Genomic DNA, 22,492 nt, shown 5'->3' with positions numbered 1-22,492 from the left:
GTTCAGGCTGATCGGTTCAGCAGCAGGGCGACGCGGGGCTTCACCCTGCCCACCGTCACGCTGACCGAAAGCCGTCCTCATGAACCCCCTCACCGAGCAGCAGCTCCACGCCTCCCTCGTCAACGCGACCCGCAGCGAGCGGCAGCGGATGATCGTCCCCGACCTCGCCGAGCTCGACTGGGACCGCCTCGACTACCTGGGCTGGCGCGACCGCAAGCAGCCGCTGTCCGCCTACGTCGTCACCTGGATCGACGACGAGCCCGTCGGCGTCCTCCTGCGTGCCGCCGAGCGCACCGGCCCGCGCCGCGCCGCCATGTGCGCGTGGTGCGAGGACGTCGTCGAGACCCGCGACGTGCAGCTCTTCGTCGCGAAGCGCGGCGGCGCCGCCGGCCGCAAGGGCGACACCGTCGGCACGCTGGTCTGCAGCGACTTCCGGTGCTCGCGCAACGCGCGGCGCCGCCCCACCCTCGCCGAGGCGGGGCGGGACGACCCGGAGGTCCGCGCCGCCATCGTCGAGCGGCGCGTGGACAGCCTGCGCGAGCGCACCCGCCGGTTCCTCGACGAGGTGCGCCGCACCGCCTGACCCGTCCCGACGACGCGCAGCCCTACCGGTAGAACCCCTCGCGCAGGTTGATGCCGTGCTCGACCCACGCCTTGAGGGCGGCGAGCATGCCCGTCCAGCCCTCGCAGTTGCCGAAGGCGTTCTTCGCGCCGCCGGGCGTGACGGCCCACGACGACTCGGTGATGGTGACGAGCGTGCGGGCGTCGTCGTCGACGGGCTCGAACTCGAACGTGGTGGTGGTCGTGGCGGAGCCGTCCGCGGCGTCCGCGCCCTCCCAGCGGATGACGATGCGGCGGGGCGGGTCGGCCTCGACGACGGTCACCGGGAACCGGCCGGGAAAGTCGGCGAAGTCCCAGGACACGTCGGCCCCGGGCTCGAGGCGCCCGCGGGCGCCGCCGGTCGTGAAGTAGCGGGAGAGCTGTGCGGGGTCGGCGACGGCCTCGTAGACGTCGCGGCACGGGCGCGAGACGCGTCCCGACACCGTGAAGGAGAGCTCGGAGAGTGCCTGCTTCTCGTTCATGTTGTATTTTTATCACATGAACTCGGAGGCGACCAGGGACACGGACGACGCGGCGCCCGAGGACGACCTCGTGTTCAAGGCGCTGGCCGCGCCGGTGCGCCGGCGCATGCTCGACGCGCTCAAGGAGTCCCCCCGCACCACCGGCGAGCTGTGCGCGCTGTTCCCCGGGCTTGACCGCACCACCGTGCTGCAGCACCTGCGGGTGCTCGAGCGCGCGGAGCTCGTCACCGGCCGCAAGGTCGGGCGGGAGCGGCACCTCGCGCTCGCCCCGCTGCCGATCAAGCGCCTCCACGACCGGTGGATCGGCGACTACGCCCGCGCCGCCGTCGACCTGCTGGGGCGGCTCGACGACGAGGCGTGACCGGCGCCCGGTCAGGTGGCCGCCGGCAGCAGGAGCGCCGCGGAGCTCACGACCGCCACGACGGCGGCGGCGACCGCACCCACCGCCTCGCGGGTCGGGGCCCCCTCCCACCACGTGGCCGCCAGCTCGCGCATGCGGCCCTCGGCCTCGCGCCGACGGTCGCGCGGGACCCGAGGCTGCAGCCAGGCGGCCCCCTCCGCGAGGGTGACCAGCGCGGCGGTGCGGTCCGACGGCGGTGCGCCGTCGAGGAGCACCCCGTGGACGCGACGGCGCAGCGCGGCCACGGCCGGGCCCCCCACCGTGCGCCACCGCGTGCTGCGCAGCAGCCCCCACACCGCCCGGTCCTCGCGCCGCAGCAGGCCCCGGGCCACCAGCCCGTCCAGCAGCGGCCGCTCGACCCGTCGCGCCAGCAGGTCGACCAGCTCCACGGGGCGCCGGGGCGCCGCGCCGGCGAGGTCGAGGACGCGGTCCAGCTCGACCCGCCCGGTCGGGGACCGGTCCAGCACGACGACGGTCCCGTCGGCGGCGGGCGCCGCGCCGCCCGGGGGCAGCGTGACGCGCCCGGCAAGCACCAGCTCGGCCAGCAGCGCGCCGGCGAGTCGGTAGGGGGCGTCGTCGAACAGGGACGGCGCGGAGCGCAGGTCGTCGTGGGCCAGCAGCAGGAGCTCTTCGGCGATGAGCACGGGTCGGTCCTCCCGGGTCGAGCGGCTGGTCACGGCCTCGCTGCCTACCAGTGCGCAGACTCTCCCACACCCGACCGCGCCTGCGGCACCCCCCACGGGTTACCGTCCTGCAACGGCGCGGGCAGCGCGTCCTGCGGGGCGTCCTGGAACGTGATGCCGCGCAGGAACCGGCCGATCGCGGCGGTGCCGACCGACGTCCCGTCGCTGGTCGTGGCGGGCCACGGCCCCCCGTGCTGCATCGCCGGGGTGACGGCGACGCCGGTCGGCCAGCCGTCCACGAGCACCCGGCCCGCGTGCCGGCCCAGGGCGCCCAGCAGGCCCGCCAGCTCGGCCGTCTCCTCGGCGCTGCGGTGCACGGTCGCGGTGAGCTCGCCGCGGAACAGCTCGCCGACGACGGCGCCGAGGTCGGTGCCCTCCGGGTACGTGACGAGCACGGCGAACGGCCCGAAGACCTCCTCGAGCAGCGGGTCGCGGTGCGCGCGCAGGGTCGCCAGGTCCGTGGCGACCAGCGTCGGCGTGGCGCGCGCGGTGCCGCCGTCGTCGGTCGTGACGGCGCCCGCGGCCAGGACGGTCACGCCGTCGGTGCCGAGGACGGCCGAGCGGCGCTCCGCGTAGCCGGCGGCGACGCGCGGGTTGAGCAGCGGGTGCTCGGGGACGCCGGCGGCCGCCTCGGCCACGACGTCGTCCAGCCCGTGGCCCTCGGGCACCAGCAGGAAGCCGGGCTTGGTGCACAGCTGGCCGGCCGAGCCGCTCACCGACCCGACCCAGCCGCGCGCGATGTCGTCCCCGCGCTCGGCGAGGGCGGCGGGGGTGACCAGCACGGGGTTGAGCGACCCGAGCTCGCCGTAGAACGGGATCGGGTCGGGGCGCGCGGCGGCGGCGTCGGCGAGCAGGCGTCCCACCCGCGTCGACCCCGTGAACGCGGCCGCCCGGACCGCGGGGTGCTCCAGGAGGGCGCGGCCCGCCTCGTCGCCCTCGACCAGGGCGAACGTGCCCTCGGGCAGCCCGGCACCGGTCAGAGCGCCGGCCACGAGGGCCGCGACCCGCCGCGACAGGCCGAGGTGGCCCGGGTGCGCCTTGACGATCACCGGGCATCCGGCGGCGAGGGCCGCCACGGTGTCGCCGCCCGCGACGGAGAACGCGAACGGGAAGTTGCTCGCCGCGAAGTTGAGCACCGGGCCGACGGGCCACAGCGTGCGGCGCAGGTCGGGGCGGGGCCCGAGCACGAAGTCCGGGTCGGCGGCGTCGAGCCGCACGTCGAGGTAGCCGCCGTCCTCGATCGTGCGCGCGAACAGGCGGAGCTGCACGCGGGTGCGCTTCAGCTCGCCGCGGAGGCGGGCGTCGGCCAGGTGCGTCTCGGCCGCGGCGAGCTCCACGAGCTCGTCGGCGTGCGCGCCGAGGGTGTCGGCGACGGCGCGCAGCGCGGCGGCCCGGGTCGCGGGCGGCAGCGCCGCGAGGCGGGGCGCGGCCGCCCGCGCGGCGCGCGCGACCGCCTCGAGGTCGGCCGGTCCCGCGGCGCGGTCGGTGGGCGTGGTGTCGGTGGTGGTCATGCGGTCCCTCAGAACTCGAAGCCGGTGGGGAACGGGTCGCTCGGGTCGAGCAGGTAGGTGCCCAGGCCGGTGACCCAGGCACGGCCCGTGACGGTGGGCAGCACGGCGGGGATCCCGGCGACGTCGGTCTCCCCGACGATCCGGCCCACGAAGCGCGACCCGATGAAGGACTCGTTGACGAAGTCCGTGTCGAGGCCCAGCTCGCCGCGCTGCCACAGCTCTGCCATCCGGGCGGACGTGCCGGTGCCGCAGGGCGACCGGTCGAACCAGCCCGGGTGGATGGCCATCGCGTGCCGGGAGTGCTCCGCGGTGGAGCCCGGGGCGATGAACTCCACGTGGTGGCAGTGGTCCACGCCCGCGATGGCGGGGTGCGACGGCGGCGCGGTGGCGTTGATCGCGTCCATGATCGCGAGCCCCGCGGCGAGGATGTCCTGCTGCCGGGCGCGGTCGAACGGCAGCTTCACGTCGTCGAGGTCGACGAGCGCGTAGAAGTTGCCGCCGAACGCGAGCGAGTACGGCACGGTGCCGAGCCCGGGCACGTCGACCGTGTCGTCGAGCCGCACCACGAAGCTCGGGACGTTCTCGATCGTCACGGACTCGGCGTGCCCGTCGCGCACCTCGACCTGGGCGACGACCACCCCGGCCGGGGTGTCCAGCCGGATGGTGGTCGTCGGCTCGGTCACGGCGACCATGCCCGTCTCCACCAGCACCGTCGCGACGCCGATCGTGCCGTGCCCGCACATCGGCAGGCAGCCGGAGACCTCGATGTACACGACGCCCCAGTCGCAGTCGTCGCGCGTGGAGGGCTGCAGGATGGCGCCGCTCATCGCGGCGTGCCCCCGCGGTTCGTTCACGAGCAGCTTCCGCACGTCGTCGAGGTGCTCGATGAAGTACAGCCGCTTGTCGTTCATCGTGGCGCCGGGGATGACCCCCACGCCGGACGTGACGACCCGGGTGGGCATGCCCTCGGTGTGCGAGTCGACGGCGGTGAAGGTCCGGGACGATCGCATGGTCGGCCTCCTCGGTGGGGCTCGGTGGGACGGGCTCGGTGGCGGACGGACGTGTTGTACCTCAGCGGTTGGCGATGTACGCGAGGGCCTTCTCGGTGTCGCGGCGCACGGTGGCCTCCTGCTCGGCGGAGAGCGGGCCGCGCGGCGGGCGGGTCTCGATGCCGAACGGGCGCCCCGCGATCTGCGTGGACAGCTTGATGGCCTGGACGAACTCGGTGCGCGAGTCCCAGCGGAACATGGCCACCACGTTCTCGTACAGGTCCCGCGCCTCGGCGATCTTGCCGGCCCGCGTGAGGTCGTACAGCTCGACGGCGACCTCGGGGATCGCGTTCGGGTACCCGGCGAACCAGCCGGTGGCGCCCATGACGAGGGACTCGAAGAGCAGGTCGTCGGCGCCGGCGATCACGTCGATGTCCGTGGCCTCGCGCAGCTCGGTGATGCGCCGCACGTCGCCGGAGAACTCCTTGACCGCCACGACGTTCTCGAGCTGCGCGAGCTCGGCGACGATGTCCGGCGTGAGGTCGACCTTGGTGTCGAACGGGTTGTTGTAGGCCATGATCGGCAGGCCCACCTCGTTGACACGGGTGTAGTGCTCGACGACCTCGCGCCGGTTGGCGCGGTAGATCGTGGGCGGCAGCAGGAGCACGGCGTCGGCGCCGTCCTCGGCGGCGAGCTCGGCCCAGTGCTGGGCCTGGTGCCAGCCCACGCCGTGCACGCCCGCGATCACGATGCCGCGGCCGGCGACGGCCTCGACGGCGGTCTGCACGACCTTGCGGCGCTCGTCGTCGGTGAGTGACGAGTACTCGCCGAGCGAGCCGTTCGGCCCGACGCCGCGGCAGCCCGCGTTCATCAGGTGGTCCACGTGGGCGGCGTAGCCCTCGTAGTCCACGGCGAGGCCGGCGGGCGCGGCCGCGTCGGCGACGAAGGGGAGCGTCGTGGCGACGACGACGCCGCCCAGGTCGACGGTCTGGGAACTCATGAGGTGTCCTCTCGGTTCGCGCGTCACGGGCTCGGGACGCGAGGGGTCGGTGTCCGGTGGTGGTCGGGTCAGTTCGGGTCAGGTCGGGTCAGGTCGGGTCGTCCGGCAGCGCGGCGAGGTCGCCGAGGCGGACCGGCACGACGAGGGGTCTCCGGTCGGGGACGGCGGGCGCCGCCTCGGGGCCGGTGCCGGTGCTGGTGGAGGCGGGCGCGGCCGCGCCGACGAGCTCCGCGACCGTGCGGCCGCAGACCCGTGCCTGGCACGGCCCGAGGCCGGCGCGGCTGGTGAGCCGCACGGAACGCAGGTCGGTCGAGCCCGTCGCGCACGCGGCGGCGCGCAGCGTCCCGGCGTCGACCTCCTCGCAGCGGCAGACGAGGGTGTCGTCGCGCAGCCAGGAGGTCCAGCCCCCGCGGATGCCGTGCGCGGCCTCGAGCCGGCGCGTGAAGTCGGCGGACCGGGCGCGGCGGCGCACCGCCCGGGCGAGGCCCGCGTCGCCGGGCGGGCCGGCCGCCGCGCGGTGCCCGGCCACCCAGCCCTCGGCCAGCGCGGCCTCCGCCCCGCCGATGCCCGTGAGCTCGCCCGCGGCCCAGACGCCCGGGACGCTGCTGCGCTGCTCGTCGTCGACGACGACGAACCGGTCGGGCGAGATCGCGCAGCCGGCGGCGACCGCGAGCTCGAGCCGCGGCGTGAAGCCGTGGGAGACGGCCACGGCGTCGGCCGCGATCGTGCGCTCGGTGCCCGGCAGCGGCGACCAGCGCGCGTCGACCCGCGCGACGGTCACCTCCTCGACCCGGCCGTCCCCGCGGGCGGCGACCACCGCCTCGCCGAGGCGGTAGGCGACGCGGTGCCGCGCGAGCGTCCCCGCGTACCCGCCGAGCTCGCCCAGCTTGTGCGTGGCGCCGAGCAGCCCGGCCGGTCGGGAACCCCAGCCCCGGGCCAGCGCCGCCGGGGTCGCGGCCTCGTGCACGGACAGCACGCGCGCGCCGGTGTGCAGCAGCGACGTCGCGACGGGCAGCAGGAACGGGCCCGCCCCCGCCACGACGACGCGGTCGCCCACGGCCACGCGCTCGCCCTTCGCGAGCGCCTGGGCCGCGCCGGCCGTCGTGACACCGGGCAGCTGCCAGCCGGGGAACGGCAGCGTGCGGTCGTGCGCGCCCGTGGCCAGCACCAGCGCGTCGGGCGTGAGGGTCAGGTGCTCGCGGCCGCCGGCGTCCGCGGGCCCGAGCAGCACGCGCAGCCGGACGCCGTCGTCGAGCCGCTCGAGCGCCCACACCTGGGCCGAGGTCAGCACCGTGACCCGCGGGTGCCCGACGACGACGTCGCGCAGCGCGGTGAACGTGCCCCAGCCGTGGTGGTACCGGTGCTCGTCGGCGGCCGTGCTGCCGCGCGGGAGCGCGCGGTGCCGCCAGAACTGGCCGCCCACCTGGTCCGACGCGTCGAGCAGGGTCACCTCGGCACCGGCGCGCGCCGCGGCGCGGGCGGCGGACAGGCCCGTGGGCCCCGCCCCGACGACGACCACCGTGCGGGGGCTCACGAGACCGCCCCGGCGTCCGACGCCGCGGCCGGCAGCGGGTCGTGCTGCGTCTGGACCACGTCCCCGTCGGCCGCGCGGCGGAGGCAGGCCCGCACGTCGCGGGCGCCGTTGACGGTGACGAGGCAGTCGAAGCACACGCCGATGCCGCAGAACACGCCGCGCGGCGCGGAGCCGGCGCTGGTCGTGCGCCACGAGCGCCGGCGGGCGGCCAGCAGCATCCCCGCGATCGTCTGGCCCTCCGTGCCGGCGAACGGCTCGCCGTCGAGGGTGATGGTCAGCGGGCGCGAGCCGGCGCCGTGCGCGGTCATGGGGCCTCCCCGGTGGTGTCGGACGGCATGGGCTCGGACAGGTCGGCGGCGCCGGCGTCGAGCACCGCCGGCCGGTCGACGCGGAACGGCACGGGATCCACCGCCGCCTCCGCGCCGGTGAACAGGTCGGCGAGGAGCTCGCCGCTCACGGGTCCCAGACCGATGCCGGCGCCCTCGTGCCCGGACGCGACCCAGAGGCCGGGCGTCCGGGGGTCGGGGCCGACGATCGGCAGGTGGTCGGGGACGTACGGGCGGAAGCCCAGGTAGCTGCGCATGACGCTCGCGTCGGCGAGGAACGGGAACAGGCGGATCGCGCGGGCGGCCATCTCGCGCAGCACGACCGCGCGCAGCCGTTCGTCGAAGCCGACCTGCTCGCGGCTGGACCCGATCAGCACCGTGCCGGCGGCGGTCGACTCGACGACGCTCGACGTCTGCAGCGCCGCGTCCCCCGACTGGGTGGCGCCCACGTAGTCGCCGTCGTAGACCTTGTGCCGTACGACGTGCGGCATCCGGGTGGTCACCAGGACCATCCCACGGCGCGGGCGCACGGGCAGCGCGACGCCGAGCCGGGTGGCGACGACACCCGACCACGGACCCGCGGCGAGCACCACGGCCCCGGCGGGGACGTCGCCGTCCGAGGTGCGCACCCCGACGAGCCGCTCGCCGTCGCGCAGCGCGCCCACGACCTCGACGCCGGTGCGCACCCGCGCCCCCGCGCGCCGGGCGGAGGCGAGCAGCGCCTCCGCGGCGGCGACCGGCTGCACCTGCGCGTCCTCCGGGTACCAGACGGCGGCGGTGAGGCCCGGGTTCAGCGCGGGCTCGAGCTCGAGCGCCTGCGCGACGTCGACCTCCCGCGCGTCCACCCCGGCGCCGCGCTGCCGGGCGGCGAAGTCCCGCAGCGGCCCCGCGCCCTCGGGCGTGGTCGCCGCGACGAGGCCGCCCTTGGGGTCGTACTCGAGGTCGGGGAACCGGGGGCCGAGCTCGTCGGCGAGCTCCGCGACGAGCGACGGCCAGCGCCGGGCCGCGTGCTGCGCGAGCACGAGCTCGGGGCCGGGCTCCTTGTCCGAGACGAGCAGGTTGCCCTCGCCGTGGGCGGTCGTGCCGGACGCGGCTCCCCGCCGGTCGAGCACCGTCACCGCGAGCCCCCGGCGAGCGAGCGCCCGGGCGCACGCGGCGCCCACGATCCCCGCTCCCACGACCACGACGTCGGCGGTCATGCGGCTCCCTTCGATAATATGTCACATACCAGGAACGGGTACGGGTCCGGCCACGCCGCCGGCCCTGCCCGGTCAGTCGTCCTCGGGCCGCCCCGCCCACCAGCCCGTGGTGTGGCCGATGTGACGGTGCATGAGGTCCCGCGCGCCGGCGGCGTCGCCGGCGGCGAGCAGGTCCAGCAGCTCGTGGTGCTCGGCCGCGGACTGCTCCAGGCGGTCCGTCGCGACCATCTGCGACAGGCCCAGGAGCCGCGCGCGGCTGCGCAGGTCGGCGACCACGTCGACCAGCAGGGGGTTGCCCGCCAGCGTCGTGAGCCGCAGGTGGAAGGCCCGGTCGGCCTCGAGATACGTGGCCAGGTCACCGGAGCGCGCGCCCGTGACGATGGCGTCGGCCTGCTCGCGCAGCGCGGACAGCGCGGCCTGCGGGAAGCGCCCGGCGAGCTGCTCCATCGCCGGCGGCTCCAGGAGCTTCCGCACCTCCGCGATGTGCCCGAGCATCTCGGGCGACACCTCGGTGACGCGGAAGCCCTTGTTCCGCACGGCGGTGACGAACCCGCGCTTCTCCAGGTCCAGCATCGCCTCGCGCACCGGCGTCGCCGAGACCGCGAACCGCGCCGTGAGCGAGGGCACGGACACGAGCGTGCCCGGCGCGAGGTCGCCCGAGACGATCGCCGCCGTGAGCGCGCGCGACACGGTCTCGCGCAGACTCACCGGTGCCTCGATGCGGCGGAATGAGGCGACGGCTTCCGACATGAGCACTTCCTCAACGGGTCGATGCGGGGGTGGTGGACATCACAGTAGTGCATGATATATTACCGATCACATCGGCAGCCAGGTCAACGCGCCCCGATCGTCGAGCAGGGCGAGCGGGACGCCGTCTTCGACGACCCGCAGCACGAGTACACCCGCACGCTGCTCGCCGCCGTGCCGCGCATCCGCCCCGAGTGGGAGCGGGCGCGCCGCGAGGCCGCGGGAGCACGGGCCGAGGAGGGGACCACCGCATGACGACCTATCACCTGCCCGGGCTGCACGTCACCGAGCGCGCGGACACCGTGCCGCTGGACTGGTCGCGGCCCGAGGGCGAGCAGATCACCGTGTTCTGGCGGGAGGTCGTCGACCCCGACCTCCGCGGCGACGACCTGCCGCTGCTCGTCTACCTGCAGGGCGGCCCCGGCGGGGCGTCGCCGCGCCCGCTGGAGCGCGGCGGCTGGCTCGACGAGGCCCTCACGACGTACCGCGTGATCCTGCCCGACCAGCGCGGCACCGGCCGCAGCACCCCGCTGGACGGCGAGGAGGTCGCGGCGCGCGGGGACGGCGCGGCGGGCGCGGACTTCCTGGCCTGCTTCCGGGCGGACTCGATCGTGGCCGACCTCGAGCACGTGCGTCGCGCGCACTACGACGGACGCCGGTGGGCGAGCCTGGGCCAGTCGTTCGGCGGCTGGATCACGCTCGCCTACCTCTCGACGGCGCCCGAGGGGCTGGCCGCCTGCTACGTCACGGGCGGCATCCCCGGCACCCCCGCGAGCGCCGACGAGGTGTACCGGCGCACGTTCGCGCGGGTCGAGGCGAAGACCCGGCGCTACTACGACCTGTACCCGCAGGACGTCGAGGCCGTGGCCGCGATCGCCGACCGGCTCGCCGGGGGCGACGTGCGGCTGCCCGACGGCGACGCGCTCACCGTGCACCGGTTCCAGTCCCTGGGGATCGACCTGGGGATGAAGCCGGGGTCGGAGCGGCTGCACTGGCTGGTCGACGAGGCGTTCGTGCGCCCGGGCCGGCTGTCGCACGCGTTCCTCGAGCAGGTGCAGGTGCGCTCGTCGTCGGCCTCGAACCCGCTGTTCTGGACGCTGCAGGAGTCCATCTACGGCGACGGGGCGAACGGGCCGACGGCGTGGGCCGCGCAGCGCGCCCGCGACGAGCGGCAGCAGTTCGGCCCGGACGAGCGGCCGCTGCTGCTCACCGGCGAGATGGCGTTCCCCTGGATGTTCGACGAGGTGCGGCTGCTGCGGCCGTTCGCGCCCGCGGTGCACGAGCTCGCCGCGCGCTCCGGGTGGAGCCCGCTGTACGACCTCGGGCGGCTCGCGTCGAACGACGTGCCGCTGGCCGCGGCCGTGTACTTCGACGACATGTACGTGGACTCGGGGCTGCAGCTCGACACCCTGTCCAGGCTGGGGGCCTCCCACGCCTGGGTGACCAACGAGTACGAGCACGACGGTCTCGGCGACCCCCGGGTGCTGCGGCGCCTGCGGGAGACGGTCCGGGACGCGGGAGGAGAACGACGATGACGCAGGCACCCCAGGACACGCACCAGCACCTGCACAGGCCGCCCCACTCGGGGAACCGGACGCCGCGCCTCACCGAGGTGCCGACCTTCACCGAGATGATCTCCCAGGGCTGGGGCACCGACGTGGTCGAGGCCCGCGTGCCCGACGGCGCGGCCGAGGCCGCGGCGGCGCACCGGGCGCGCCTGGCCGAGCGGCTCGGTGACCGGACCGTCGTCATCGGCGCCGGGCGCGCCCCCGTGCGCAGCAACGACACGTCGTACGACTTCCGCGCCGACAGCGACTTCGTGTGGCTCACGGGCTGCCAGCTCGAGGACGCCGTCGTCGTGCTGCACGGCGCCGAGGCGGTGCTCTACGCGCCGCCGCCGGCGCGGCCGGGCGACCCCGCGTTCTTCTCCGACGCGATGCACGGCGAGCTGTGGGTGGGCGCCTCCCCCGGCCTCGGCGAGTGGGAGCGGGCCCTGGGCATCCCCGTGCGGCCACTCTCCGACCTCGACGCCGCGCTGGCCGCCGGCTCCGGCTGGTGGGCCGGGCGCGCCGTGCCCGCCGACGTCGTGACGCGGCACGGCCTGGAGCCGTCGGCCGAGCTCGCGCGGGCCTGCTCCGACCTGCGCATGGTCAAGGACGCGTGGGAGGTGGCGCAGCTGCGCGCCGCCGTCGACCACACGGTGACCGGCTTCGAGGCCGTGGCGCGCGAGATCCCCGCCGCCGTCCGGTCCGGGGGCGAGCGCTGGCTGCAGGGCACGTTCGACCGGCACGCCCGCACCACGGGCAACGGCCCCGGCTACGCGACCATCGTCGGCAGCGGGCCGCACGCGCCCACCCTGCACTGGGTGCGCTGCGACGGTCCGGTGCTGCCCGACGTCCCGCTGCTGCTCGACATGGGCGTGGAGACGAACTCCCTGTACACCGCCGACGTCACGCGCACCGTGCCGCCGTCGGGCAGGTTCACCGCGGAGCAGCGCGCGGTGCACGACCTCGTGGAGAAGAGCCACCGGGCCGGCATGGCGCACGTCAAGCCCGGGGTGAACTACCTCGACTTCCACTACGCGGCGATGGAGGTGATCGCCCAGGGCCTGCACGACTGGGGCCTGCTGCCCGTGTCCGTCGACGAGGCGCTGTCGCCGCAGGGCCAGCACCACCGCCGCTGGCTGGTGTGCGGCATCGGCCACCACCTGGGCCTCGACGTGCACGACTGCGCGCACAGCGACTGGCAGGACTACATGGGCGCCGACCTCGAGCCGGGCGTCGTCATGACCGTCGAGCCGGGGCTGTACTTCCACGCCCACGACCTCACCGTGCCGCCGGAGCTGCGGGGTGTGGGCGTGCGGCTGGAGGACGACCTGCTCGTCACCGCCGACGGCCACGACGTGCTCTCCGACGCCCTGCCCATCGACGCCGCCGGCATCGAGGAGTGGACCGCGGCGCGGCTGCCTCGCTGACCCTCGACGCCGAACGCCAGCGAGGCGGCGACGATGCCGCCCACGACCATGAACGGGTCCAGGCTCGGGTTCCCGCCGGACGCGCCGCTGCCGAGCAGGACGAGCCCGCCCAGGAAGAGCACGAGCGACACGATGAAGCGGCCGAGGACCGCTCCGGTGGGCTCGGACTTGACGCGCGGGTTGACCTGGAAGTCGCTCATGGTCCGAGGATATGCCGCCCGCCGCGGGCGGGGCGAACGCCCGGCGGTCACGGCGTCCGTCGGCGGAGGACGGCGTCCCCCGCGCGCGCCGGGTCGAGCTCCACCGGGCTGAGCAGCACCGCCGGCCCGCGCCGCAGGACGCCGTCGGTCACCGGCATGCACCGCAGCCCCCCGCGGCCTCGCATCGCCGCGTGCACGCCCGGCGCGAGCATGCGGTCCATCCACGCGCAGGGGTGCGCGGGGCGCCCGGCGCGCAGCCGAACCTCGTCCGCGCGGCCGCCGGCGTCCGGGCGGATCGTGAACTCCTCGCCGAGCAGCGGGTGCAGCTCGACACCACGCAGCACGACGTTCCGCCTGGTCAGCAGCGGGTCGAGCGGGCCCGTGCCGAGGTCGCGGGCGATCTGCTCCAGCGCCTCCGCCGCGAACACCGTCACCGCGGCGTCCATGTGCGCGGCCTTCCCGAAGAACCGGTCGCCCAGGATCCCCTTGCCCGCGACGACGTGCGCCTCGGCCGCGTCCGTCGTGGAGACCTCGGCGGCGCCGTCACGCGGGCGGCCGAAGTACGCGTGCTCGGGCGAGACCAGCAGATGGAGCACGTCGACGGGGTACTCGTACAGCGCCACGTCGGACAGTCTGGCACCGGCCACCTGCGCGACGCCCCCGGTGTGCGGGCAGGCGCGATGTCCGCCACCCTGAGGGGCACCGCCGACTCCGAGCCGCTGCACGGGAGAGAGCATGGACCACCGCCGTTCCGCCCGCACCCTCCGCACCGTCGCCACGCTGGGGGCGCTGTCCCTGGCCGCCACCACCGCCCTCGTCGCGGCGCCCGCGGCCCCGCCCGCGAGCGCCCACCCCGGGGGCGACGACAAGGTGCCCACCGCCGTCGGGTACGGGGGCGCGATCAGCACGGTGGACCCGGAGGCGAGCCGCGTCGGCCTGGACGTGCTGCGCAAGGGCGGCAACGCCGTCGACGCCGCGGTGGCGGCGGCCGCCGCGCTCGGCGTCACGGAGCCGTACAGCGCGGGGATCGGGGGCGGCGGGTACTTCGTCCACTACGACGCCCGCAGCGGCGAGGTCCAGACGATCGACGGGCGCGAGACGGCGCCGTCGGACATGCCGAACGACGCGTTCATCGACCCGGCGACGGGCAAGCCCTACCCGTTCACCCCGGAGCTCGTGACGAGCGGCGTCTCCGTCGGCACGCCGGGCACGCCCGCCACCTGGGAGACGGCCCTCGACGAGTGGGGCACCTGGTCCCTGAAGAAGGCGCTCACGCCGGCGACGCAGCTCGCGCGGCGCGGGTTCGCCGTCGACCAGACGTTCCACGACCAGACGGAGGACAACGCGGACCGGTTCGCCGCGTTCCCCGACACGGCCGAGCTGTTCCTGCCCGACGGCGAGCCGCCGGCCGTCGGCAGCCGGTTCCGCAACCCCGACCTCGCCCGCACGTACGACCTGCTGGCGCGGCACGGCACGGACGCGTTCTACGGCGGCCGGCTCGCGAGCGAGATGGTCGACGTGGTGCAGCACCCGCGGACCTCCCCCGACACCGAGCTGCCCGTGCCGCCCGGCTACCTCGATCGCGGCGACCTCGAGGACTACGAGGCCCTGGTGCAGGACCCGACGGTCTCCGACTACCGCGGCTACGACGTCTACGGCATGGCGCCGTCGTCCAGCGGTGGCTCCACCGTGGGCGAGGCGCTGAACATCCTCGAGACCTTCGACCTCTCGGGCATGGACGACGCCGCGTACCTGCACCACTACCTGGAGGCGAGCGCCCTGGCGTTCGCCGACCGCGGTGCCTACCTGGGCGACCCGGCGTTCGTCGACGTCCCGCTCGACACCCTGCTCTCCGACGACTTCGCCGCGGAACGGGCCTGCCTGCTCGACCCGGAGGCCGCCGCCACGAAGCCCGTCGATCCCGGCGACGTCGACGCCGACGACGCGGCGTGCGGCGAGACGGTCGCCCCCGCCGACTCCGACACGGAGAACGTCTCCACGACCAACCTCACCGTCGTGGACCGATGGGGGAACGTCGTCGAGTACACGCTGACGATCGAGCAGACCGGCGGTTCCGGGATGGTCGTGCCGGGCCGCGGGTTCCTGCTCAACAACGAGCTCACCGACTTCAGCGCGGAATGGTCGGCGGGCGACCCGAACCGCATCGAGCCCGGCAAGCGCCCCCGCTCCTCCATCTCCCCCACGATCGTGCTGCGCGACGGCGACCCGGTGCTCGCGCTCGGCTCCCCCGGCGGCTCGACCATCATCACGACGGTGCTGCAGACCCTCACCAACCATCTCGACCGCGGGATGCCGATCGGCGCCGCGCTCGCCGCACCGCGCGCGGCGCAGCGCAACACGGCGTCCGTGACCGCCGAACCGGACTTCATCGCGGCCTACGGGCCCGCGCTCGAGGAGTACGGGCACACGCTGGTCCCGTCGGGCGACCAGTTCAGCTCGGCCGCCGAGATCGGCGCCGCGACGGCCATCCAGATCGGCGACGGCGGGCTGCTCACCGCCGTCTCCGAGCCGCGACGGCGCGGCGGCGGCGCGGCGATGGTCGTGCACCCGGTGCGCCAGCACCTGCCGCGCTAGCTCGGAGGGTTGCCGTCCTCCGTCAGCTGGACCGTGACCCGCTGCGGGGAGGGCGCAGGACCTGGACGACCGCCACGACGCCGCGCCAGCCGAGCATCGTCGCGGCGAGGTAGCCGAAGGACACGATCTGGAACGTGGGAAAGACGTCCTGGTCGGTGAGGACGCGAAGCATGACGCCGAGCGCCCAGGTGCAGCCCCACACCGTGACGCCCGTGGGCCACAGGCGCCACGGACGCCGCCAGGCGCGGGCGACCAGCCATCCGACGAGCGCGGCGACCGCGAACGGCCAGATCACCCACAGCGGACGCGCGAGCCCGGCACCGGGAGGGTGCGAGACGGCCCCCACCGCCGCGAGGCCCAGCACGCAGACGGCGTCGGCGAGCGCGGCGAGGACGATCAGGCCTACGCGCGGCCGCACGGGCCGCGGGACGAAGGAGACGGCGTCGTCGTCGGGCGCAGGGCGCATTCCTCGACGGTACTCCGAGCGCCCTCGCCGCCTCAGCGCGTCGCCGCCTCCAGCAGCTCCAGCACGTGCACGTAGTCGCGGCCGGTGGCGCGGGACATCCCCATCTCGCAGGTGCGGTTGCTGGAGACGTACGCGTCGTACCGCCCGCCGGGGAGGCCTCGCTCCCCTGCCGCGACGTCGGTCGCCTCCGCGTGCGTGGCCGCCGCGGTGAGCTCGGGGTGCAGCATCCCGCGGTCGCCGGCGAAGCCGCAGCAGCCCCACGCGGCGGGCACGACGGCGTCGTCGGCGACGGCGGCCGCCACGGCGCGCAGGTCGTCCACGGCGCCGAGGTGCACGGTCGCGCAGGTGGGGTGCACGACGACGCTCCCCCGCCGGTCGATCGCCACCCCGCGCTCCGCGAGCGCCGGCAGCACGTCGGTGCGCACGAACGTCACCGCGTCGACGACGCGCAGCCGCGCGAACCGCTCGGCGTCATCGCCGGTCAGGTGGTGCGGCGTCTCGACCAGGCCGTGCGTGCAGCTCGACGCGTCGCACACGACCGGCAGCTCGCCGCCGCGCGTCGCCGTCCACAGGGCGTCCAGCACCTGCCGCGCCATCCGGGCGGCGCCGTCGGGCAGGCCCTTGCTCACCCACGGCGTGCCGCAGCACAGGCCGCCGATCCCCTGCGGCACGGCGAGGCCGATCCCGGCGCGCTCGCACAGCGCGCGCAGCGCCGCCTCCGCACCCAGCCCCGCTGGTCGAGCCCGTCGAGACCGGGTTTCGACAGGCTCAACCACCGAGGACTCGACCGACGGGGAGGGAGCGGGCGCGAACAGCGCGCCCGTGCAGGACGCGAACAGCACCGCGCGGGGCGCGCCGTCGACGCCGTCGGGCGAGCGCCGGGGCCCGGGGCCCGGCAGGTCGTCGTCCACCCGCGGCACGACGTCGGTGCCGACGAGGCCGCGCGCCACCTCCGACGCCGCCCGCACGACCGGCGTCGGCACCGCCTGCACGACGCCGAGCGCGCCGCGCAACACGCCCACGGCCGGCCCCCAGGTGCCGGCGAGCGCCTCGCCGCCCTTCTGCACGACCGCCGGGGCCGCCCGCGCCCGGTGCCCCTTCATCACGACGCCGGTGTCGATGCCGACCGGGCACGCCTCGACGCACATCGAGTCGGCGGCGCAGGTCTGCACGCCCCAGTACGCGTAGGCGCGCTCCAGCTCCTCGCGCTCGCCCGCGGGCGCGACGGCCAGCTCCTTGAGCAGCGCGATGCGCTGGCGGGGCGTGGTCGTCACCGTGCGCGACGGGCAGCCGGGCTCGCAGTACCCGCACTCCACGCACCGGTCCACGAGCGGGGCGTCCTCGCCGCCCGCGGACGCCTCGACCTTGAGGTCGCGCAGGTGCTCGCGCGGGTCGTCGGTGAGGATCACGCCGGGGTTGAGCACGCCGCGCGGGTCGCACAGGGCCTTGATCTCGCGCATGACGGCGTACAGGTCGTCGCCGTACTGGCGGCGCACGAACGGCGCCATGATGCGGCCGGTGCCGTGCTCGGCCTTGAGCGACCCGCCGTGGCCGAGGACGACGTCGACGAGGTCGTCGCTGAACGCCGCGTACCGGTCCAGCTCGGCCGCGTCGCCCAGGCGCGGCGAGATCATGAAGTGGAGGTTGCCGTCCTTGGCGTGCCCGAACGTCACGGCGTCGTCGTACCCGTGCCGGGCGAACAGGCCGCCCAGGTCGCGCACGGTGGCGGTGAGGTCCGGGACGGGGACGACGACGTCCTCCAGCAGCGCGGTCGCGCCGGCCGGCCGGGCGCCGGCCACCGCCGTGTACAGGCCCTTGCGCACCCGCCACAGCCGCTCGCGGGTGGCGGTGTCGGTCGTGAGGGCGGCCGGCAGCTCGAGCGTGAGGCCGTCGACGACGGCGCGCGCGGCGTCCTGCAGCGGCGCCAGCGCGTCGTCGGTCGCGGCGCGGTACTCGACGAGCAGCGCCGTCTGCCCGGTGATGCCCGCTCCCCGGGCGAGCGACCGCATGGACGGGTCCGCCTTCGGGTCCGCGGCCGCCACGCGCAGCGACGCGGCGTCCATGAGCTCGATCGCCTCCGGCCCGGAGACGCCGAGCGGCACCAGGGCGTCGGTCGCGCGCTCCAGCGAGTCGAAGACCAGCAGCGTCGTCGCGACCCGGGTCAGCAGCGGCACGGTGCGGAACGTGACGTCGGCGACCCAGCCGAGCGTGCCCTCGGAGCCGATCAGGAGGTGCTCGAGGATCTTCACCGGGCTGTCGTGGTCGAGGAGCGCGTTCACCGAGTAGCCCATGGTGTTCTTCATCGCGAACTGCCGCTCCACCTCGGCGCGCATCGCCGCGCTGCCCCGCACGCGGTCGCGCAGCGCCGCGAGGCCGCGGTGCAGGTCCGGCTCGAGGACGGCGAGGCGGGCGTCCGCGTCCGGGGCACCGGTGTCCACGACGGTGCCGCTGGGCAGCACCACCGTCATCGACTCCACGGTCCGGTAGGCCGTGCGGGTGGTGCCCGAGGACATCCCCGACGAGTTGTTGGCCACCACTCCCCCGACGGTGCACGCGACCTCGCTCGCCGGGTCCGGCCCCAGGCGGCGACCGTGCCGCGCCAGGTGCCCGTTGACCAGGCGCAACGTGGCGCCCGGCTGGCAGCGCACCCGCTCCCCGCCGTCGAGCACCTCCACGCGCGCGAACCGGGTGCGCGTGTCGACGAGCATCCCCGCCCCCGACGCCTGCCCGGACAGGCTGGTGCCGCCCGAGCGGAACGTCACGGGCAGGCCGCGGCGGCTCGCCTCCCGCATCGCGGACACCACGCCGTCGACGTCGTGCGCGCGCACCACGACCTCCGGCCGCAGCAGGTAGTGCGACGCGTCGTGCGCGTGCGCGACCCGCGTGAGGAGGTCCGTGCGGAGCTCGAAGCCCCGCGCGGCGCCGGTCGTGGGCCGTCCCGTCATCCCCGCACCTCCGTCGGCCTCGAGGGCCACGATGCCCCGCCGAGGTGTCGTCCGCCGGGCGAGCGCGCGCTCTCCCCGCCGCGGGCGGCGAGGTCCGCCAGCCGGCGACGGCGGTGCTCGACGCTCGTCGCGCGGCCCCCGCGCACCCGGTTCGTCAGGAGCACCGCGGACGCGCCCGTCGCGAGGTCGACGACGAACGACGTCCCCGTGAACCCGCCGTGCCCGACCTGGTCGGCCGTCGCCATGAACGCCGGGTCGCCGCGCCGCAGGCCGAGCGCCTGGCCCCAGGGGGCGCCCGCGCGGCGCGCGCCCGCGTCCGGCTCGACCAGCGCGCGCCACGACGCCTCGGTGACCACCTGGCGCCCGCCCGCGGCGCCGCGCGCCGCGACCAGCCCGGCGAGGCGGGCGACGTCGTCCAGCGTGCCGAACAGGCCGGCGTTGCCGACCGGGCGGGCGAGGGCGGCGGCCAGCTCGTCGTGCACGCGGCCGGTCGGCGTGCCGGGCTCGGTCGGCACCGCGCCCTCGAGGCCCGCGCCGACGGGCGACCAGCGCAGCCCGGCCGCGCCGATCGGCTCGGCGACGCGCCGGCCCACCACCCGGTCCAGGGGGTCGCCGGTGAGCTCCTCCAGGAGCCGGCCGAGCACGATGAAGCTCAGGCACGAGTACCGGTGCGTCTCGCCGGGCGGCGCGACGGGCGGTCCGAGCGCGTCGTCGAGCACCCGTGCCGGGTCGGACGTCGTGCGCCAGGCGAGCGAGCTCGCGCGCAGGCCGGCGCAGTGCGTGAGCAGGTGGCGGGCCGTCGCTCCGGCGTCCGCGGCCGGCACGTCGAGCGTCTCGCGGACGGGGGCGTCGAGGTCGAGGAGGCCGTCGTCGACGACGGACGCCGCCGCGACGGCGACGAACGCCTTCGTCACCGAGGCGAGGTCGAACCGGCTCGTGGCGCCCGTCCGGGCCTCGGCGCCGGGCCCGTCGGCGAAGGCGAGCACCGTCCCCGCCGGCGTCGTGACCAGCGCGGCGGCGGACGACCACCCCTCGTCGTCCGTGCGCGCGGCGAGCAGCGCGGGATCCTCCGACGGCTGGTGCGAGGAGGTCGGCACGAGCGCTCCGTCCGTCCGGGTCGACGTCGACCACGATGCTGGCAGATGTCGCCCTACCGTACTCGCCGCCGGGAAGGCGGTTTCGCGGCGGACCCGCGCCGCGTACGCGGGCTCGCTACCGGTCGGCGTCGACCGGATCGAGCGACCGGGCCAGCGCCTCGACAATCCGCACGTCGCCGTCGAGCCAGTCGACGGCGAGCAGGTCGTCGCGGCCGAGCCAGCGCAGGTCGTCGTGCTCCACCAAGGGCTGCGGCTCCCCCTCGGTCACGACCGCGAGCCACAGCCGCATCACGTGCCGGTCGGTGATGCCCCAGGCGCCGTCGTCGGGCCCGGGGAGCTCGTCGCCGAGCTCGACCCGCACGCCCAGCTCCTCGCGCAGCTCCCGGTGCAGCGCCTCGACGGGCGTCTCCCCCGGGTCGACCTTGCCGCCGGGGAACTCCCACCGCCCCGCGAGGTGCGCCGGCCGGCTCCGCCGGGCCGCGAGCAGGCGGGCCGGCTGGTCGAGGTCGTCGACGATCGCGGCGGCGACGACGAGGCGGCGTGGGTTCATGGCGTGAGTCTTTCATCCGACCCCGGACGTGCGAGAGCCCCGCACCGGCGACCTCCCCTGCCGCCGGACGGGGCCCGCACTAGCCGCGCGTCAGCCGACTCCGAGACCGGACTGTCGCGCCCATGCGACAGCCTCCGCCCGGCTCGACACGCCGATCTTGCGGTACACGCTTCGCACCTGCGACTTCACCGTGTTGCGCGTGACGAACAGCTTGGTGGCGATCTGCTCGAGGGTGACGTCCTCGGACAGGTTGGACAGGACCACCCGCTCACGTCGCGTCAGCAGGCGGGACGTCATGGGGCCGGTCAGCTCGATCGTGCTCATCGTTCTTCCTCCTCGACGGCCGCCGACCGAAGGTCGACCAGGGGAAAGCCGTCATGGATAAAGAACGGTGGGTGAGCCGGTCATGACGCGACTATCTGCATCTTGTGGGCAGCCCGGCACGGAAACGGCCGGCCTCGCCCCCTGTGGAGGCGAGGCCGGCCGTGTTGTGCCAGGTCAGCGCGGTTATCCCGGGCAATCAACGCATATCGGAACCTGATGTCACGATTCGGTCACGATCATCGGGAAAGCGTCAGCCCGCCTGCGCGGCGTACTCCGCCGCGTCCAGCAGCGCGCCCCGCGACGTCACGTCGACCTTGAAGAGCCAGCCGGCGCCGAACGGGTCGGAGTTCACCACGGCCGGGTCGTCGACCGCGGACTGGTTGACCTCCACCACGGTGCCGCTCACCGGCGAGTACAGCTCCGAGACGGACTTGGTGGACTCGATCTCGCCGACGACGGCGCCCGCCTCGATCGCGGCGCCCACCTCGGGCAGCTCGAGGTAGACGACGTCGCCCAGCGCGTCGGCGGCGACGGTGGTGATGCCGATCGTCGCGGGGGACGCGTCGTCCACCCACTCGTGCTCGGCGGAGTACCGGAGGTTCTCGGGGAAGTCGGCCATGGGGACTGCTCCTTCGGGATCTTCAGCTGATGGTCGGGACGCGACGAGGACGATCGTCCTACGAACGCTTGTAGAACGGCAGCCGCACCACGACGAACGGCTCGGCGCGGCCGCGCACGTCGACGGCGAGGGCGGTGCCCTCGGCGGACACCTCGGGCGTCACGTACGCCATCGCGACGGGGTGGCCGAGCGTGGGCGACGGCGCGCCCGACGTCACCTGGCCGACGACGGCGCCCACGGCGCCGTCGAGCCCGCGCTGCACGACCTCCATGCCCGCACGGGCCGGGCGCCGGCCCTCGCCGCGCAGCCCGACGAGCACGCGCGCCGGCTCGCTCTGGGCGCGGGCCGCGAGCGCGTCCCGGCCGACGAACGGCAGCGGCTCGCCGTCCGCGCCGGTCTTGTCGAGCTTCACGACGCGGCCGAGGCCGGCCTCGTAGGGCGTGGTGGTCTCGTCCAGCTCGTGCCCGTACAGCGGCATGCCCGCCTCGAGGCGCAGCGAGTCGCGCGCGGACAGGCCGGCCGGGACCAGACCGTGCCCCTCCCCCGCCGCGAGCAGCGCGCGCCACAGCGCGACGGCCTGCTCGGCGGGGACGAACAGCTCGAAGCCGTCCTCCCCCGTGTACCCGGTGCGCGCGACCAGCACCGCGACGTCGGCCACCGTGGCGGGCGCCGACGCGTAGTACTTCATGGCGCGGACGGTGTCGACGTCGTCGGCTGCCGTGAGCGACGCGACGATCTCCTCGGCGTGCGGGCCCTGCACCGCCACCAGCGCCGTCTCGGCGGACCGGTCCGTCACCACCGTGTCGAACCCGGCCGCGCGCGCCACCAGGGCGTCCGCGACGCGGGGCGCGTTGCCCGCGTTCGCGACGACGAGGAAGTGCTCGTCGGCGAGCCGGTACACGATGAGGTCGTCGAGCACCGCGCCGTCCTCGGCGCAGATCATCGAGTACCGCGCCCGGCCGACGCCGACCGCGCTCGCGTTGCCCACCAGCGCGCCGTCCAGCGCGGCGCCGGACTGCGGCCCCTCGAGGTGGATCTCCCCCATGTGCGACAGGTCGAACAGCCCCGCGGCCTCGCGCACCGCGCGGTGCTCGGCGAGGTCGGAGGTGTAGCGCAGCGGCATCAGCCAGCCGCCGAAACCGGTGAGGCTGGCGCCCAGCGCCACGTGCTCGTCGTGCAGGGGCGTCGTCTTGTCCTGCTGGTCCTCGGCCATCGAGGCTCCCTTCATGGTGTGGGTACGAGAACGGTCAG

The 22,492-nt window shown here is 75.6% G+C and carries 23 protein-coding genes; 6 read left to right on the top strand and 17 right to left on the bottom strand.

From position 1 onward, the window contains the following. The first annotated feature begins 79 nt into the window (after nt 1-79). Nucleotides 80-583, top strand: coding sequence for an FBP domain-containing protein (locus tag ACQFYA_RS00905; protein ID WP_499120630.1), 504 nt, complete (start codon nt 80-82; stop codon nt 581-583). A 22-nt stretch (nt 584-605) separates the two neighbouring features. Here ACQFYA_RS00905 and ACQFYA_RS00900 read toward each other — a convergent pair whose 3' ends face one another. Continuing rightward, entirely contained in the window at nt 606-1,082 is a 477-nt protein-coding gene (locus tag ACQFYA_RS00900; protein WP_499120629.1) for an SRPBCC domain-containing protein, read from the bottom strand. Between the two features lie 16 nt (nt 1,083-1,098). On the opposite strand from ACQFYA_RS00900, the gene ACQFYA_RS00895 reads away from it, so the two are divergent. Further along, a complete protein-coding gene (locus tag ACQFYA_RS00895; RefSeq protein WP_499120627.1) occupies nt 1,099-1,443 on the top strand; it encodes an ArsR/SmtB family transcription factor in 345 nt (114 codons plus the stop codon). Between the two features lie 11 nt (nt 1,444-1,454). On the opposite strand, the gene ACQFYA_RS00890 is transcribed toward ACQFYA_RS00895, so the two are convergent. From ACQFYA_RS00890 to ACQFYA_RS00855, 8 genes are all read right to left on the bottom strand, one after another. After that, on the bottom strand, nt 1,455-2,159 hold the full coding sequence (locus tag ACQFYA_RS00890; RefSeq protein ID WP_499120626.1) for a GOLPH3/VPS74 family protein: 705 nt from the start codon (nt 2,157-2,159) through the stop codon (nt 1,455-1,457). Between the two features lie 11 nt (nt 2,160-2,170). Next, entirely contained in the window at nt 2,171-3,676 is a 1,506-nt protein-coding gene (locus ACQFYA_RS00885) for an aldehyde dehydrogenase (NADP(+)) (RefSeq protein WP_499120624.1), read from the bottom strand. A gap of 8 nt (nt 3,677-3,684) precedes the next feature. Next, nucleotides 3,685-4,686 carry a proline racemase family protein gene (locus tag ACQFYA_RS00880; RefSeq protein WP_499120623.1) on the bottom strand — a complete coding sequence of 334 codons (1,002 nt, stop codon included), beginning with the start codon at nt 4,684-4,686 and terminating at the stop codon, nt 3,685-3,687. Nucleotides 4,687-4,747: 61 nt separating this feature from the next. After that, nucleotides 4,748-5,665 carry a dihydrodipicolinate synthase family protein gene (locus ACQFYA_RS00875; RefSeq protein WP_499120621.1) on the bottom strand — a complete coding sequence of 306 codons (918 nt, stop codon included), beginning with the start codon at nt 5,663-5,665 and terminating at the stop codon, nt 4,748-4,750. 88 nt (nt 5,666-5,753) lie between these two features. Beyond that, nucleotides 5,754-7,199, bottom strand: coding sequence for an FAD/NAD(P)-dependent oxidoreductase (locus ACQFYA_RS00870; protein ID WP_499120620.1), 1,446 nt, complete (start codon nt 7,197-7,199; stop codon nt 5,754-5,756). Next, nucleotides 7,196-7,507: a (2Fe-2S)-binding protein gene (locus ACQFYA_RS00865; protein WP_499120618.1), complete on the bottom strand. Its 312-nt coding sequence runs from the start codon at nt 7,505-7,507 to the stop codon at nt 7,196-7,198. Before ACQFYA_RS00865 ends, ACQFYA_RS00870 begins: the two co-directional genes overlap by 4 nt. Then, on the bottom strand, nt 7,504-8,724 hold the full coding sequence (locus ACQFYA_RS00860; protein WP_499120616.1) for an NAD(P)/FAD-dependent oxidoreductase: 1,221 nt from the start codon (nt 8,722-8,724) through the stop codon (nt 7,504-7,506). The genes ACQFYA_RS00865 and ACQFYA_RS00860 overlap by 4 nt, the downstream gene beginning before the upstream one ends. 72 nt (nt 8,725-8,796) lie before the next feature. Then, complete coding sequence (locus ACQFYA_RS00855) at nt 8,797-9,432, bottom strand: GntR family transcriptional regulator (RefSeq protein ID WP_499120614.1); 636 nt, start codon at nt 9,430-9,432, stop codon at nt 8,797-8,799. A gap of 93 nt (nt 9,433-9,525) precedes the next feature. Between ACQFYA_RS00855 and ACQFYA_RS00850 the strand changes: the two genes are divergently transcribed. Genes ACQFYA_RS00850 through ACQFYA_RS00840 form a run of 3 tightly spaced genes read left to right on the top strand, consistent with a single transcriptional unit; the run spans nt 9,526 to nt 12,445 of the window. Further along, entirely contained in the window at nt 9,526-9,726 is a 201-nt protein-coding gene (locus tag ACQFYA_RS00850) for an ABC transporter ATP-binding protein (protein WP_499120612.1), read from the top strand. Then, a complete protein-coding gene (locus ACQFYA_RS00845) occupies nt 9,723-11,006 on the top strand; it encodes an alpha/beta fold hydrolase (protein WP_499120610.1) in 1,284 nt (427 codons plus the stop codon). The genes ACQFYA_RS00850 and ACQFYA_RS00845 overlap by 4 nt, the downstream gene beginning before the upstream one ends. After that, nucleotides 11,003-12,445 (top strand): aminopeptidase P family protein, encoded by a 1,443-nt coding sequence (locus ACQFYA_RS00840; protein ID WP_499120608.1) that lies wholly within the window; start codon nt 11,003-11,005, stop codon nt 12,443-12,445. The genes ACQFYA_RS00845 and ACQFYA_RS00840 overlap by 4 nt, the downstream gene beginning before the upstream one ends. Before the next feature lie 247 nt (nt 12,446-12,692). Here the strand turns inward: ACQFYA_RS00840 and ACQFYA_RS00835 are convergent, their stop codons facing one another. Beyond that, nucleotides 12,693-13,268 (bottom strand): MOSC domain-containing protein, encoded by a 576-nt coding sequence (locus ACQFYA_RS00835; protein WP_499120606.1) that lies wholly within the window; start codon nt 13,266-13,268, stop codon nt 12,693-12,695. A 112-nt stretch (nt 13,269-13,380) separates the two neighbouring features. Between ACQFYA_RS00835 and ggt the strand changes: the two genes are divergently transcribed. After that, nucleotides 13,381-15,240 (top strand): gamma-glutamyltransferase, encoded by a 1,860-nt coding sequence (gene ggt / locus ACQFYA_RS00830; protein WP_499120604.1) that lies wholly within the window; start codon nt 13,381-13,383, stop codon nt 15,238-15,240. 22 nt (nt 15,241-15,262) lie between these two features. On the opposite strand, the gene ACQFYA_RS00825 is transcribed toward ggt, so the two are convergent. The 7 genes from ACQFYA_RS00825 to gcvT form a co-directional block, all read right to left on the bottom strand. Next, on the bottom strand, nt 15,263-15,706 hold the full coding sequence (locus ACQFYA_RS00825; protein ID WP_499120603.1) for a DUF3054 domain-containing protein: 444 nt from the start codon (nt 15,704-15,706) through the stop codon (nt 15,263-15,265). Nucleotides 15,707-15,738: 32 nt separating this feature from the next. Beyond that, nucleotides 15,739-18,651: an FAD-binding and (Fe-S)-binding domain-containing protein gene (locus ACQFYA_RS00820; protein ID WP_499120601.1), complete on the bottom strand. Its 2,913-nt coding sequence runs from the start codon at nt 18,649-18,651 to the stop codon at nt 15,739-15,741. After that, the gene (locus ACQFYA_RS00815) at nt 18,648-19,748 is read right to left on the bottom strand and encodes a serine hydrolase domain-containing protein (protein ID WP_499120599.1); all 1,101 of its coding nucleotides are present in this window, start codon (nt 19,746-19,748) and stop codon (nt 18,648-18,650) included. The genes ACQFYA_RS00820 and ACQFYA_RS00815 overlap by 4 nt, the downstream gene beginning before the upstream one ends. 115 nt (nt 19,749-19,863) lie before the next feature. After that, a complete protein-coding gene (locus tag ACQFYA_RS00810; protein WP_499120597.1) occupies nt 19,864-20,298 on the bottom strand; it encodes a (deoxy)nucleoside triphosphate pyrophosphohydrolase in 435 nt (144 codons plus the stop codon). Between the two features lie 90 nt (nt 20,299-20,388). Continuing rightward, a complete protein-coding gene (locus ACQFYA_RS00805; RefSeq protein ID WP_499120595.1) occupies nt 20,389-20,622 on the bottom strand; it encodes a helix-turn-helix domain-containing protein in 234 nt (77 codons plus the stop codon). 250 nt (nt 20,623-20,872) lie between these two features. Continuing rightward, complete coding sequence (gene gcvH / locus ACQFYA_RS00800; RefSeq protein WP_499120594.1) at nt 20,873-21,241, bottom strand: glycine cleavage system protein GcvH; 369 nt, start codon at nt 21,239-21,241, stop codon at nt 20,873-20,875. Between the two features lie 58 nt (nt 21,242-21,299). Beyond that, nucleotides 21,300-22,454 carry a glycine cleavage system aminomethyltransferase GcvT gene (gcvT, locus tag ACQFYA_RS00795; RefSeq protein ID WP_499120591.1) on the bottom strand — a complete coding sequence of 385 codons (1,155 nt, stop codon included), beginning with the start codon at nt 22,452-22,454 and terminating at the stop codon, nt 21,300-21,302. Between the last annotated feature and the right edge of the window lie 38 nt (nt 22,455-22,492).

It is taken from the genome of Promicromonospora sp. Marseille-Q5078 (assembly GCF_050315395.1).
In the GTDB taxonomy this organism is placed as follows: Bacteria; Actinomycetota; Actinomycetes; order Actinomycetales; family Cellulomonadaceae; genus Isoptericola.
The sequence above is the reverse complement of the archived record's forward strand: the minus strand, read 5'-3'. Positions and strand labels throughout refer to the sequence as shown.